The organism is Bradyrhizobium sp. 172 (assembly GCF_023101065.1).
Classification (GTDB): domain Bacteria; phylum Pseudomonadota; class Alphaproteobacteria; order Rhizobiales; family Xanthobacteraceae; genus Bradyrhizobium; species Bradyrhizobium canariense_D.
The window spans coordinates 428692-442470 of record NZ_CP064701.1 but is presented as its reverse complement, the minus strand read 5'-3'; the positions used below and the strand labels follow the sequence as shown (position 1 = coordinate 442470).

14 protein-coding genes are annotated in these 13779 nt (G+C 63.9%); 9 read left to right on the top strand and 5 right to left on the bottom strand.

Annotated features, from left to right (window positions below; translation table 11 throughout):
* The first annotated feature begins 31 nt into the window (after positions 1-31).
* The 4 genes from IVB07_RS02000 (at position 32) to IVB07_RS01985 (ending at position 4895) form a co-directional block, all read left to right on the top strand.
* Positions 32-1366 (top strand): substrate-binding protein, encoded by a 1335-nt coding sequence (locus tag IVB07_RS02000; protein ID WP_018452891.1) that lies wholly within the window; start codon positions 32-34, stop codon positions 1364-1366.
* A gap of 99 nt (positions 1367-1465) precedes the next feature.
* Positions 1466-2341, top strand: coding sequence for a branched-chain amino acid ABC transporter permease (locus IVB07_RS01995; RefSeq protein ID WP_018452890.1), 876 nt, complete (start codon positions 1466-1468; stop codon positions 2339-2341).
* 11 nt (positions 2342-2352) lie between these two features.
* Positions 2353-4200 carry a branched-chain amino acid ABC transporter ATP-binding protein/permease gene (locus IVB07_RS01990; protein ID WP_018452889.1) on the top strand — a complete coding sequence of 616 codons (1848 nt, stop codon included), beginning with the start codon at positions 2353-2355 and terminating at the stop codon, positions 4198-4200.
* Entirely contained in the window at positions 4197-4895 is a 699-nt protein-coding gene (locus IVB07_RS01985; RefSeq protein WP_018452888.1) for an ABC transporter ATP-binding protein, read from the top strand. Before IVB07_RS01990 ends, IVB07_RS01985 begins: the two co-directional genes overlap by 4 nt.
* Here the strand turns inward: IVB07_RS01985 and IVB07_RS01980 are convergent.
* Positions 4892-5311, bottom strand: coding sequence for an HIT family protein (locus tag IVB07_RS01980; RefSeq protein WP_018452887.1), 420 nt, complete (start codon positions 5309-5311; stop codon positions 4892-4894). The two genes, IVB07_RS01985 and IVB07_RS01980, sit on opposite strands and share 4 nt — an antisense overlap.
* A gap of 89 nt (positions 5312-5400) precedes the next feature.
* On the opposite strand from IVB07_RS01980, the gene prmC reads away from it, so the two are divergent.
* Complete coding sequence (gene prmC, locus IVB07_RS01975) at positions 5401-6297, top strand: peptide chain release factor N(5)-glutamine methyltransferase (RefSeq protein ID WP_018452886.1); 897 nt, start codon at positions 5401-5403, stop codon at positions 6295-6297.
* Positions 6298-6759: 462 nt separating this feature from the next.
* The gene (locus IVB07_RS01970; RefSeq protein WP_018452885.1) at positions 6760-7554 is read left to right on the top strand and encodes a DUF4167 domain-containing protein; all 795 of its coding nucleotides are present in this window, start codon (positions 6760-6762) and stop codon (positions 7552-7554) included.
* A 71-nt stretch (positions 7555-7625) separates the two neighbouring features.
* Here IVB07_RS01970 and IVB07_RS01965 read toward each other — a convergent pair whose 3' ends face one another.
* On the bottom strand, positions 7626-8372 hold the full coding sequence (locus IVB07_RS01965) for a methyltransferase domain-containing protein (RefSeq protein WP_007599158.1): 747 nt from the start codon (positions 8370-8372) through the stop codon (positions 7626-7628).
* Between the two features lie 109 nt (positions 8373-8481).
* Here IVB07_RS01965 and gloB point away from each other — a divergent pair, with 109 nt between their 5' ends.
* Together gloB and IVB07_RS01955 are read left to right on the top strand one after the other, a co-directional pair.
* Entirely contained in the window at positions 8482-9249 is a 768-nt protein-coding gene (gene gloB / locus IVB07_RS01960) for a hydroxyacylglutathione hydrolase (RefSeq protein ID WP_018452884.1), read from the top strand.
* Between the two features lie 23 nt (positions 9250-9272).
* Positions 9273-9695, top strand: coding sequence for a cupin domain-containing protein (locus tag IVB07_RS01955; protein WP_018452883.1), 423 nt, complete (start codon positions 9273-9275; stop codon positions 9693-9695).
* 34 nt (positions 9696-9729) lie between these two features.
* On the opposite strand, the gene IVB07_RS01950 is transcribed toward IVB07_RS01955, so the two are convergent.
* From IVB07_RS01950 to IVB07_RS01940, 3 genes are all read right to left on the bottom strand, one after another.
* Positions 9730-10599 (bottom strand): EamA family transporter, encoded by an 870-nt coding sequence (locus IVB07_RS01950; protein WP_018452882.1) that lies wholly within the window; start codon positions 10597-10599, stop codon positions 9730-9732.
* Positions 10600-10726: 127 nt separating this feature from the next.
* Positions 10727-11452, bottom strand: coding sequence for an acetoacetyl-CoA reductase (gene phbB / locus IVB07_RS01945; protein WP_018452881.1), 726 nt, complete (start codon positions 11450-11452; stop codon positions 10727-10729).
* Positions 11453-11692: 240 nt separating this feature from the next.
* Positions 11693-12871: an acetyl-CoA C-acetyltransferase gene (locus tag IVB07_RS01940; RefSeq protein ID WP_247767455.1), complete on the bottom strand. Its 1179-nt coding sequence runs from the start codon at positions 12869-12871 to the stop codon at positions 11693-11695.
* Positions 12872-13174: 303 nt separating this feature from the next.
* Between IVB07_RS01940 and phaR the strand changes: the two genes are divergently transcribed.
* On the top strand, positions 13175-13771 hold the full coding sequence (gene phaR / locus IVB07_RS01935) for a polyhydroxyalkanoate synthesis repressor PhaR (protein WP_018452879.1): 597 nt from the start codon (positions 13175-13177) through the stop codon (positions 13769-13771).
* Positions 13772-13779: the final 8 nt, after the last annotated feature.

Below are 13779 nucleotides of genomic sequence, written 5' to 3'. Positions count from 1 at the left end.
CAAACAAGAACGACGTTAGGAGGAAACGATCATGACTGACAATCTCATCCGCCGCGGCCTTTCGCGCCGTGGCCTGCTTCAGACCACCGCGGGCCTCATCGGTGGCGCGGTTCTGCCGGGGATGCCGGCGTTTGCCGAGGACAAGCCGGCGATCGGCTCCTACCCCGCAGGGGTCTCGGGCTCCACCGCCTTCATCGGCATCTCGGTGCCGCGCACCGGCACCTATGCCGTGCAGGGTGAAGACGAGCTCAAGGGCTACCAGCTCGCGATCGAGCACATCAATGAAGGCCACGAGCTGATCAAGAAGATCTCGCCCAAGACCAGCAAGGGCGTGCTCGGCAAGGAGCTGAAGTTCGGCGTCGCCGATTCCGCGGCCAAGCCGAACGAGGCAGTGCAGGCGCAGCAGCGCTTCATCAGCGAGAACAAGGCGATCATGATCACCGGCGGCACGTCGAGCGCCGTTGCGGTGGCGCTGAACAAGCTCGCCCAGCGCGAACATGTGATTTTCGTATGCGGCATTTCCGGCTCGAACGACACCACCGGCAAGGATTGCGTCCGCTACGGCTTTCGCCAGAACTTCTACGGCCAGACTGCGGCCGCAGCGATCGGCCCGGTGATGGTACGTGAGTTCGGCAAGGGCAAGAAGGCGGCGTATCTGACGCCCGACTACACCTACGGCCACACCGTTACCAAATCGATGCAGGACTTCCTGGCGACCGCCGGCTGGACCACCGTGACCAACCAGGTCGCCCCGCTCGGCGCCCCCGACTATTCCTCATACCTGCTGAACGTCGCCAACTCCGGCGCCGACGTGCTGATCAACGTCAATTGGGGCCACGACGCGGTACTGTCGACACAACAGGCCAAGCAGTTTGGCGTGCTCGACAAGATGAAGCTGGTCGTGCCGTACCAGGTGCCTTTCATCGCGCGCGAGACCGGGGGCCTGATGCAGGGCGTCTACGCCGCCACCGACTATTGGTGGACCATCGAGGACAAGTTCCCGCTGGCGAAAATGTTCAACGAAGCGTTCGAGAAGAAGTACGGCTACAAGCCCGAATGGGGCGCCGAGAACGCCTATGTCAGCTTCGCGCATTGGGCGCACATGTGCGAGCAGGCCGGCAGCTTCAGTCCGCCTGACGTGATCAAGACCTACGAGAAGGGCGAGACGATCCCCTCCCTGGTCGGCGACGTCCATTACCGCCCGGAGGATCACCAATGCGTCCGCCCGGTGATCATCGTCAAGGGCAAGCAGCAGAAGGACATGAAGAACAAGGAAGACTGGTACGACGTCGTCGAGATCGTCCCGGGTGAAGGCCTGATGCAGAAGCCCGACGCCTTCGGCTGCCATCTCGGCGACTACAGCTGAGACCTCGCCAACCCCTGTGACGCCGCGGACTGCACTCCGGTCCCGCGGCGTCGCCTTTTTCTGACGCGCAACATCGCGCGCCACAACAGCGATTGTCGCATGATAAGTTGGCCCAACCTCGTTTCACAGCTTTTCAACGGGCTCGCGCTCGGCGCCCTGCTCGCGCTGATCAGCTCCGGCCTGACCATCATCTACGGCACGCTCGGCGTGCTCAACCTCGCACACGGCGCGATGTTCATGATCGGCGGCTATGCCGGCTTCGTCGCCTATCAGTACACGGAGTCGTTCACCCTTGCCGTGATCGCGGGCTCCCTGTTCGTGATGCTGCTCGGCGTTCTCATGGAACGCGGCATCATCCGTCATTTCTATCATCGTCCGCACGAGGATCAGCTGCTCGTGACCTTCGGGCTCGGCATCTGTTTCGTCGAGCTCGTGCGCCTGATCTTCTCGAGCCAGTCGCAGCTGGTGCCGCCGCCGGCGCTATTCCAGGGCATCACCAATCTCGGCTTCATGTTCTATCCGACCTACCGCCTCGCCGTCGTCGGCATCGTCGCGATCGCCCTCGGCGCATTGTTCATCGTGCTCTACCGGACCCGGTTGGGCATGATTGTGCGCGCCGGCATCGAGGATTCGGTGATGGTGGATTCGCTTGGCATCAATGTCTATCGCGTCTTCATGGTGGTCTTCGGCATCGGCGCAATGGCCGCCGGCTTTGCCGGCATCGTCAACGCGCCGGTGGTGTCGCTGACACCGGGCATCGGTGACGACATCCTGGTCCAGACTTTCGTGGTGGTGGTGATCGGCGGCGTCGGTTCGTTCCCCGGCGCAATTCTCGGCGGCCTGATCGCCGGCGAGATCATCAGCGTCACCTCCATGTTCAACCCCGGCTATGCCTATGTGATGCTGTTTGCGGCGATGACGCTCGTACTCGTGGTACGACCGCATGGCCTGCTCGGCGTCCAGGGCCGCGAGTAAGCGATCACCTGATGCTCAAGCAACGCCCCTTCCTGATCGAAGCCCTGACTGCGATCGGCTTGATCGCAGCCCCCTTCGTGCTGCCTCATCTCGGGTTCGCGCCGAACACCGTGAACAGGATCCTGGTCTGGGGCCTGTTCGGGCTCGGCTTCGACATCCTGTTCGGCTTCACCGGCCTGCTCTCGTTCGGCCAGTCCGCCTTCTACGGCACCGGCGGCTTCGTCGCCGCCTACCTGCTGACCCGCGCGGGCTTCGGCAACGTGCTGGGCGCGCTGATCATCGGCATGATCGCGGCCGCAGCGACCGGCTACCTGATCGGCCTGATCGCATTGCGCCGCACCGGCATCTATTTCGCGATGATCACCGTGGCAATCGCGGAAGTGTTCTTCTTCGTCGAATTCAATCCACTTTCCGATTTCACCGGCGGCGAAAACGGCCTGCCCGGCGTGCCGACGCCGAGCTTCAATCTCGGCTTCATCTCCATCCACTTCACCAATGGCTGGTCGCTCTATCAGTTCATCGCGCTGTGCTATTTCGTCGGCGTTGTCATCGCCCTCAGGATCGTGCGCTCGCCGGTCGGCGCGGTTCTGAGTGCGATCCGCGACAATCCGCTGCGCGCCACGGCCGTCGGCCACAACATCCATGGCTACAAGCTGACCGCCTTCGTGATCGCAGCCGCTTACGCGGGCTTCGCCGGCGGACTGCTCGGCGTGCTCCAGGCCTTCATGCCGCCCGACGCCTTCACCTTCGACACCTCGGGCCAGCTCGTGATGCAGACGGCCATCGGCGGCAGGGGCACGCTGTTCGGACCGCTGGTCGGCGCAACCGTTTGGCTGTTCCTTCAGGACTTCCTGCAGTCCGCACTGGGCCTCGGCGCAGCCTGGAAGTTGGTGCTGGGTGTCGTGTTCGTGCTGCTGGTCTGCTTCCTGCGCGGCGGCATCATCGGCGGCCTTGCCGATCTCTACCGCCTCGTCTCGGGAAAGCGAAAGCAGACGGATGCGGAGATGGAGCAGGACGCCGCTGACACCGAGGCCAGGCTGCAACCTCCACCGGCGCCGATGCAGGCCAAGGAGGTCGAGCACCCCGCCTATTCCGGGCCGATCCTGAAAGCCACCGGCCTGACCAAGCGCTATGGCGGCCTCGTTGCCAACAGCGACATCGATTTCAGCGTCAATCGGGGCGAGCTGCGCGGGATCATCGGCCCCAACGGCGCCGGCAAATCAACCTTTTTCAAGATGCTGACCTGCGAGATCGCGCCGAGCTCCGGCCAGATCGTGTTCGAGGGCCGCGACATCACGGGATTGAAGGTCACCGAGGTTTGCCAGCTCGGACTGACCAAAAGCTACCAGGTCAACCAGCTCTTCACCGGGTTGACGGTGCGGGAGAACCTGACGATCGCAGCCCTTGCCGAACTGCGCGGAAAATTCCGGCTCGACCTGTTCCGCACGCTCGGCGGCGTCAAGGGCCTGACGGAGCAGGTGGCGCACACGCTCGCTTTGGTGAACCTGACCCGTCGTGCCGACACGCCCGTGTCCGAGCTCGCCTATGGCGAGAAGCGCAGGCTGGAAATCGGGCTTGCGCTCGCCACGTCGCCGCGCCTGTTGCTGCTTGACGAGCCGCTCGCCGGCATGAGCCCGCGAGAGCGTCTCGAGACCGTCAAGCTGCTCAAGTCGATCGCGCGCGGCCGTACCATGATCATCATCGACCACGACATGGATTCGCTGTTCGAGTTGGTCGAGCGCGTCACCGTGCTCCAGGAAGGCCGGGTGCTGGTCTCCGGCACGCCGGAGGAAATCAAGGCCAACGCCGCCGTCCAGGAAGCCTATCTCGGTGGCGTGCACGGAGAGATCGCGGCATGAGCCTGATCGAGGTCAACGGCCTGAACAGCTATTACGGGGACTCCCACATCCTGTTCGACGTCGCCATGCATGTCGAGCGTCACGAGGTGGTGGCGCTGCTCGGACGCAACGGCGCCGGCAAGAGCACCACGCTGAAGAGCCTTATGGGCGTCGTGACGCCGCGTAGCGGCAGCGTGAAATTCGACGGCATCGATATCGCCGGGCGCAAGAGCCACAGAATCGCGCAGGCCGGCATGCAGCTCGTGCACGAGGAACGCCGCATTTTCGGCAGCCTGTCGGTGGAGGAAAACATCGTCCTCGCCGGCATCACCGCGCCGAAACGCTGGCCGCTCGATCGCATCTACGAGATGTTTCCGCGGCTGAAGCAGCGGCGCAACAACCGCGGCACCGAGCTATCCGGGGGCGAACAGCAGATGCTCGCGATCGCACGGGCGCTCGTGCGTGATCCCAAGATCGTGCTGCTGGACGAGCCGTTCGAGGGACTCGCGCCCGTCATCGTCCACGATCTGGTCAAGGCCTGCCGCGAGCTCGCCGCCGCCGGCCAGACCATCGTGCTGGTCGAGCAGAACCTGGCGGCGACGCTGGCGCTGGCGACACGGATCTACATCATCAACAACGGACATATCGTGCACGAAGGGCCGGCGCGGGAGCTCAAGGCCCAGCCGGAGCTGCTCCAGCGCTATCTCGGCGTCTAGAGAGCGGCGATCATTCGCCTGGCGTGAGCGGCGAGCACCGCCGTGTCCTCCTTGCGCGTCTGCGCCGGCAGCAGCTCGATTCCGGCCCTGACCGGCATGACGTGCATGTGCAGGTGAAAGACCACCTGGCCGCTGGCCGGCTCGCTGAACTGCTGAAGGATGATGCCCTCGGCGTCGAACGCCTTCATCGCGGCAATCGCGATCCGCTTGGCGGTTCGGGCGACCGCGGCGAGGTCGTCATCCGCGATGTCGAGGATGCCGCGTGCCGGCGCCCGGGGAACGACCAGCGTGTGCCCGGGCGAACGCGGCATGATGTCGAGGAAGGCGAGGCTACGGTCGTCCCTGAAAACCTCGAAACAGGGGATCTCGCCACGCAGGATCTTTGCGAAGACGTTCTGATCGTCGTAGGGCGTCATGGACCCTCCTTGGTTGCGAGGCGCGATCTGACGCGCTCCTTTTCATTGACGCAAGCAAGCCAGCCGATCTATCCACGATGCTAGGCAGGATGGTTCCATTGGCGACAGATTTCGATCCAGGACACAGCATCGAGAGTGCGCGGCGCGTGCTTGCGGCACGGCTGCAATCGGCCGGCATCGAGCAGCCCGCCCTCGATGCGCGCCTGCTCGTCGGAGCTGCGCTGAGGCTTGATCTGACCGGGATGGTGACGCAGGCGGGCCGACAACTCGCGCCTGAAGAGGCTGCGCGGCTGGAAGCGTATGCGCAGCGCCGGCTCGCGCATGAGCCCGTCGCCCGCATTCTCGGCGCTCGGGAATTCTGGGGCCTGCCGTTCCAGCTATCCGAGGCGACGCTGGTCCCGCGGCCGGATACCGAGGCCGTGGTCGAACTGGCGCTCGAGATCTTTCATGGGCTTACGAATTCGGGACGGCGCCCGTGCATCGCCGATATCGGCACCGGATCCGGCGCCATCCTGCTCGCGCTGCTGCACGAAATTCCCGGCGCCGTCGGCGTCGGCACCGATCTCAGTCTGACCGCGCTCAAGACCGCCAGAGACAACGCCGCGGCTCTTGGCCTCGCCGACCGCGCCAGCTTCGTCGGCTGCTCCTACGCAGCGGCGCTCCGCGGCCCGTTCGACCTCGTCGTGTCGAATCCGCCCTATATCCCGTCGGCCGAAATTCCGAAATTGAGCATCGAGGTGCGCGAGCACGATCCGCACCTGGCGCTCGACGGCGGCAATGACGGTTACGACGCCTATCGCGCCCTGATCCCGCAGGCGACTGAACGTCTCGCTCCCGGCGGAGCACTGATCGTCGAGGCCGGACAGGGCCAGGCCCGCAATATTGAAACCTTGATGACGGCTGCCGCGTTGGTCGTGGACAGGCCGCCCAAGGCCGATCTGGCGGGCATCCCACGGGCGGTTTCGGCCCGGAAAATGCCCCCATAAAAGCCGGATTGGGCTGCAAAAAACCTCTTGGAATATCCCTTGGGAACGACTACCTTCCTATCAACACATCGGTGCCGGCCCCGTAGACCTACGGGCGAAAGCCGGGCTCTCGGGCGAGAGCTTACTGATAATGGTTCCAAGCCGCAGGTCCTGTTGAGCGCGATGGCCATTTGAGCTGCGCTGCTTACCGACCGCAACGTGAACGAAAGCCTGATATTGCGCTTGAAGACTTACGCAACAAAGCAGGGCTTGTTTCGGCAGGCGATATGAATGGGTTCGCTGGCGATGGATGCTGGCGGTGGGGAACGCGTCTTTTGTTGAACGCGACGGTCGACGAACATCGGCAGGGATCAATCCGCTCTTGCGTGCGGTTGCGCGCAAGCGATGTGAACCGCTGTCATCAGGTCACTCTCGGCAATCAGTAATGCGTGCAACCTTTAGGGCTGGAATTAAAGGCAGGACATGAGAAACGGTCAGAACAAGCAGCGGATGCGCAACCGCAACAATAATAATAACAATAACAACAATAATAACCGGCGCGGCCAGAACCCGATGACCCGGGTCTACGAGTCCAACGGACCTGACATCAAGATCCGCGGCACGGCTTCGCATATTGCTGAAAAGTATCTCCAGCTCGCGCGCGACGCGCGCTCCTCCGGAGACCCCGTTGCGGCCGAGAACTACTACCAGCATGCCGAGCATTATTTTCGTCTGATCGCGACGGCTCAGGAACAGTTCCGGCAGAACCAGCAACCGCGCGGCGACGAGCCCATCAGCAACAACAGCGGTGACGACGGCGAGGACGACGGCGAGAATTTCTCGAATTTCGGCCAGGAACCGGGTTTTGTCCCACAGCCGCCACCGCCGCCCTTCACCCGCGACCGCGACGGCCCGCGCGATCATCAGCCGCGTGATCATCAGCCCCGCGACAACCATGCTTATCAGCGCGACAACCAGCAGCCGCGCGAGCATCGCGAACGCGACCATCGTCCGCAGCCGCAATATCAGCCCCAGCCGCAACCGCTACCGCTGAACCAGCCTCAGCCCGTCGTCGCCGACGCCGTCAGCGTCGATCGTTTGCCTTCCTTCATCACCGGCCCGCAGCCGCAGGTGAGCGGTGGCGCGCCCGGCCAGGCCGGCTTCGAAGGTGGTGGTGGCGAGCGCTTTCCGCGGCGGCGCCGCCGCCCGAATGGCCCGCGCCCCGAGCGCGAAGCCGCTCCGGCCGCCTCAAGCGACGAAGTGGCTCCCGGCGAGTAAGCCTTTCGCCGGACATCTTGCGCCAGATGTCCTGACCCGAATCGTCCCGGCATGTCCGGGACGATTTGTTTTTAGCCGCGCGTCGCCGTCGTCGAGGATGGTACCAGCACCGGCTTCGCCAGTGATGGAATGAGCCGCGCCCGCTCGCGCTTGGCGGGGATCGCGCGGTAGACCTGCTTGGTCGCCTCGACGATGTGCACGCCGGCGAAGGGCAGCGACAGCGCCGCGCCGGCCCGCTCCCACATCTGTGCGGATTTCAGCACCCAGCCCCCGGCATAGGGCGGCATGAACAGCGCCTCGCCCCAGGCGGTCGGGGTGAACCAGGTCTGGCGCAACAGGTCCGTGATCTGCGAACGCGAATAGGGCCGGCCGTGACCGAACGGCGTGCTGTCGGTGCGGGTCCACACCCCGCGCCGGTTCGGGATGACCGCAATCACGCGACCGGACGGCGACAGCACGCGCCATGCCTCGCGCAGCAGCGCGGCCGGATCGTCCGACATTTCCAGTGCGTGGACCAGCAGGATGCGATCGACCGCGGCGTCGGGAAGCGGCAGCGAGAACTCGTCCACCAGCGAGGCAAGCGCCGGCCGTCCGGTGGGCCATTTCAGGACGCCCTGGGCCGAGGGCATGAAGGCGATGCAGCGCTCCGCGTCCTCGCGGAACAACCCGAGATAGGGCGTGGGATAGCCGAAGCCGAGCACCCGCTGGCCATCGACGCGCGGCCAGCGCTCCCGAATGCCGCGATTGATCATTTGCCGCGCCACAATCCCGAGGCGACGGGAGTAGAACTCGCGGAGGTCGACGACATCAATGGTCATGATCGCAATGTAACATGCACGAGGCGGCCCCCGCGCGCGGAATATTGCATTGCCTGCGCAACGTTAACGCCATATTTGTCTGACGGAGCTGAGCGCGATCGGAGATGACATGGCCGCCGAAATTCGTACTTTCACCTGTTTAAACGACAATTTCGGTTACCTCATCCACGATGTGGAAACCAAGGCGACGGCGTCGATCGACGCGCCGGAGGCCGGCCCCATCGTGAGGGCGCTCGAGCGCGAGGGGTGGCAGCTCACCGACATTCTGATCACCCATCATCATGGCGATCATGTCGGCGGGGTCGCCGAACTCAAGCAGAAATACAATTGCCGCGTCGTCGCGCCGCATGACAAGACGACGGAGATCGCAGACGTCGACCTGCGCGTCGCCAATGCCGAAATCGTCAGGGTCGGCAGCTTGCTGGGGCGCGTACTGGAGACGCCCGGCCACACGCTCGACCACATCTCCTATGTGTTCGACACCGACAAAGCGCTGTTCGCCGCCGACACGCTGTTCTCGATCGGCTGCGGCCGCGTGTTCGAGGGCACCTATCCGATGATGTGGGATTCGCTTCTGAAGCTGCGTGCCCTGCCCGACGACTTCAAGCTCTATTGCGGCCATGAATACACGGCCTCCAACGTCAAGTTCGCGCTGACCGTCGACCCCGACAATGCGGCGCTGCAGTCGCGCGCGGCGGAGGTGGCGAGGCTGCGGGCCGAGAACAAGCCGACCATTCCCGCGCTGCTTGGTGACGAGAAGCGGACAAACGTGTTCCTGCGCGCCGACGAACCCTCGATCGCAGCCAGGCTGCACATGAAGGGCGCGGATGCCACCGCGGTGTTCGGCGAGCTGCGCGAGCGCAAGAACAAGTCTTGAAGAACAGATCCTGACGGGAATCGATGCCGACCGCAGCCGAGATCATCGCGCGCCTCGAACTCCGCCCGCATCCCGAAGGCGGGCATTACCGAGAGACGTTTCGCGACCAGACCACCGACGCCAACGGCCGCGCGCGCTCGACCCTGATCTATTTTCTGCTGGCGCGCGGCGAGCGTTCGCACTGGCATCGCATCGATGCTGTCGAGAGCTGGCACTATTACGCCGGCAGCCCGCTGACCCTGCGGATAGCGCACGAAGGCTGCTCCCAGCACGAGGTACGGCTCGGTACGGACCTGTTGAACGGCGAGCGGCCACAGGCGATCGTGCCGGCCGATGCGTGGCAGACGGCAGAGACCACCGGCGAGTGGACCCTGGTCGGCTGCACCGTGGCGCCCGCCTTCGAGTTCGCGAAGTTCGAGCTCGCGCCGAAGGGCTGGGAGCCCTAAGGCCCTGTCGCTTCGGCTTGCGCCGGCAATGATGCTACCGCTTCCGCAGCAACATGTCCTTCGCCGCAATCAGGCCGCCGCCGGCGATCAGGATCGCGGCGATGGTGATGTTGGCGCTGGCATTGGCAAAGCCAGCGGCGATGAGGAAGCCGGTCGAGAGCAGCGGCGTCGCATAGGAGGCGGCGCCGAGCACGCGGATGTCGCCACGCTTCATGCCGATGTCCCAGGCGTAGAACGCAGCACCGACGGGACCGATGCCGAGCGCGATGACGGAGAGCCATTGCAGCGTCGTGTCCGGCCACACCGTGGTTTCAAGCAGTCCATGCATCAGCGCGGCGAGCACCGCGGTGGCGAGGCAGAATCCCGCGACCGCATCGGTCGGCACCGCCTTCAGTCGCCGCGACAACACCGAATAGATCGCCCACACGAACGCTGCGATGAAGGCCGCGGCCAAACCCGGCAATTGTCCCTGCGTGAAGCCCGAGGTGTTACCGGCGAACAGCAGCACGGTGCCGACGAGGCCGAGCAGGGCGCCAACGACGTGATGCACGGCAAGCCGCTCGCCCGGCAGAAACGACGAGAACAGCACGATCAGGAGCGGCCACAGATAATTCAGCAGGCCGGCTTCAGCCGGTGGCGCAAAGCGCAGCGCGAGGAAATACAGCGCGTGATAGCCGAACAGTCCGCCGACACCGACGATCCACACGACCAGCGGCTGACGCAGGCTTTTGGCCGCTGCGCCGCGGCCGATCCAGGTGAGCAGGCCGACGAGCCCGCCGATCGCGAACGTCATCGCGGCCAGCTGGAATGCCGGGATCTTTCCGGTCGCCACCGTCATCACTGACAGCAGCGACCACATCAGGATCGCGGTCAATCCGATCAGCGTTGCGGTGCGGGGAGTCATCGATCAAAGGCTCTGAGGACGTTTATGCCCGGCACAAGGCCGGGCATTTTCGTCCTCACTATCGCCTTGTCGCGACTGAAGCTACATATTTTGCCTCAGCGACGTTGCGCCAAGAGAATGGGCGCCATCAGGCCTGATATTGGCCGCCATTGATGGTCAGCGTCGAGCCGGTCATGAAGCCGGCCTCGTCCGCCGCCAGGAACACGACCGCACGTGCGATCTCTTCCGGTTCGCCGAGCCGGTTAACCGGGATCTGCGGGATCACGTTCTTTTCCAGGACGTCCTTTGGCACTGCCTGCACCATTTCGGTGTTGATGTAGCCGGGGCAGATCGCGTTGACGGTGATGCCGCCCTTGGCGTTCTCGAGCGCAAGTGCCTTGGTGAAGCCGATGTCACCGGCCTTCGCCGCGGAATAGTTGACCTGGCCAAACTGTCCCTTTTGGCCGTTGATCGACGAGATCGAAATGATGCGGCCGAACTTGCGCGCACGCATGCCTTCAATGATGGGACGCGTCATGTTGAACAGCGAACCGAGATTGGTATTGATGACGGCGTTCCACTGCTCGAGCGTCATCTTGTGGAAGGCGGTGTCGCGGGTGATGCCGGCATTGTTGACGAGCACGTCGATCGGCCCGACGTCCGCCTCGACCTTCTTCACGCCCTCGGCGCATGCATCGAAACTGCTGACGTCCCATTTGTAGACGGCGATGCCGGTCTCGGCCTTGAACTTCTCCGCCGCCGCGTCGTTGCCGGCATAACTCGCCGCAACCTTGTAGCCGGCCGCCTTCAGCGCTTTGCTGATCGCAGCTCCGATGCCCCGCGTACCACCCGTCACCAATGCAACACGTGCCATATCGTATTTCCTTCCCTTGGACTCTTCGGACGTTTCTGAGTGATCGTTTTTAAGTGCGGATTATGGGGGACGTTTGACGGACATCAAGAACAAAACGCCCGGCGTCGAGCCGGGCGTTTCTCTTTAGTCGAGGCTTGTACGGTTGCGAAGAATATTTGATTTGCAACCGCTGCCTTTTTAATCGCGTGCAACGCACTCAGTCACGTGTGCAGCGCACGCGCAAATGACGCGTCAACTATCTCAGTCGCGCGCCACACACATCGCGATACCCATGCCGCCACCGATGCACAGCGTGGCGAGGCCCTTCTTCGAATCGCGCTTCTGCATCTCGTGGAGCAGCGTCACCAGCACGCGGGCGCCGGAGGCACCGACCGGATGGCCGATCGCGATCGCGCCGCCGTTGACGTTGACCTTGGAGGTATCCCAGCCGAGGTCCTTGTTGACGGCACAGGCTTGCGCAGCGAAGGCTTCGTTGGCCTCGATCAGGTCGAGATCGCCGACGTTCCAGCCGGCCTTCTTCAGCGCGGCACGCGAGGCCGGGATCGGGCCCGAGCCCATGATCTTCGGATCGACGCCCGCCTGCGCCCAGGACACGATGCGCGCGAGCGGCTTCTTGCCTTCCTTGGCGGCCTGCTTGGCGGTCATCAGCACCACGGCAGCAGCGCCGTCGTTGATGCCGGACGCCGAGCCCGCGGTGACCGTGCCGTCCTTCTCGAAGGCGGGACGAAGCTTCGCCATCGCGTCGACCGTTGCGCCATGGCGCGGATATTCGTCGGCGCTGACGACGACATCGCCCTTGCGTCCCTTGATGGTGACGGGAACGATTTCGTCGTTGAATTTACCGGCCTTCTGCGCGGCCTCGGCCTTCTGCTGCGAGGCGACCGCGAACTCGTCCTGCTGGGCGCGGGTGATCTGCCACTGCCGCGCGACGTTCTCGGCGGTGTTGCCCATGTGATAGCCGTTGAAGGCGTCCCACAGACCGTCCTTGATCATGGTGTCGATGAATTCGACTGCACCCATCTTGACGCCGCCACGCAGGTACTGGGCGTGCGGAGCCATGCTCATGGATTCCTGGCCGCCGGCGACCACGATCTCGGAATCGCCGTTGAGCAGCGCCTGATAGCCGAGCGCAACGGTGCGCAGGCCCGAGCCGCAGAGCTGGTTGACACCCCAGGCCGGGCTCTCGACCGGAATGCCGGCATTGATCGAAGCCTGACGGGCCGGGTTCTGGCCCTGGGCGGCGGTCAGGATCTGGCCCATGATGACTTCGGAGACCCGGCCGGGCTCGATGCCGCCGCGCTCCAGCGCGGCCTTGATGGCAATGGCGCCGAGATCATGGGCGGGAAGGGTTGCGAACGCTCCGTTGAAGCTTCCGACCGGGGTGCGGGCGGCGCTGAGGATGACGACATCGTCTGACATGGGCATCTCCTGGGTTGAATGGGGGCAGACGGGGCTGGGGAAACGGCTCGCCAGTCTCGGACGGCATCCTGTTAACGTCGTTGAGGCATGTCAATCGGCCGGTGGCCGAATTCATCCCGCAGCGCATTCAAAATAGCGTTCTTGGCGCTTTCGCAAGCACGTTTTTGCTGCCCGATTAACCGTGGCGCACAAAACGGTAGCGTGACCCCTTTGAAAATGCTTATTTTGTTGCGTTGCGTACTCTTCCCGCCCTGCGGCATAGCCCGTCAGGTTCCCGTTCTCCGCGCTTGCAAGTGAGAGCCCATGGCGAAATCAGACCAACCCACCACGATCAAGAAATACGCGAACCGCCGGCTCTATAACACCGGGACGAGCACTTACGTGACGCTGGAAGACCTCGCCGCCATGGTCAAGGATGGCGAAGATTTCCTGGTTTACGACGCCAAGACTGGCGACGACATCACCCGCTCCGTGCTTGCCCAGATCATCTTCGAGCAGGAGAACAAGGCCGGCCAGAACCTGCTCCCGACCACCTTCCTGCGCCAGCTGATCCGCTTCTACGGCGACAGCATGCAGATGGTGGTGCCGAAATATCTGGAGCAGGCCATCGCCTCGCTCACTCAGGAGCAGGAGAAGTTCCGCAAGCAGATCGCCACCTCGCTGTCGGGAACCCCGTTTGCGCCGCTGGAGGAACAGGTCCGCCGCAACATGGAGCTGTTCCAGCAGACCTTCTCGATGTTCAAGCCTTTCGCGCCCGGCGCAGCCCGCCCCGCGGGCTCCGCGGAGCCGGCGCCCGAGCCGGCCGCCGAAGCCCCAAAGGACAGCAATATCGACGATCTGCGCCAGCAGATGAAGGACATGCAGGAACGCCTCGAGCGGATGTCGAAGAAGGACGAGTAGGGGTTCCT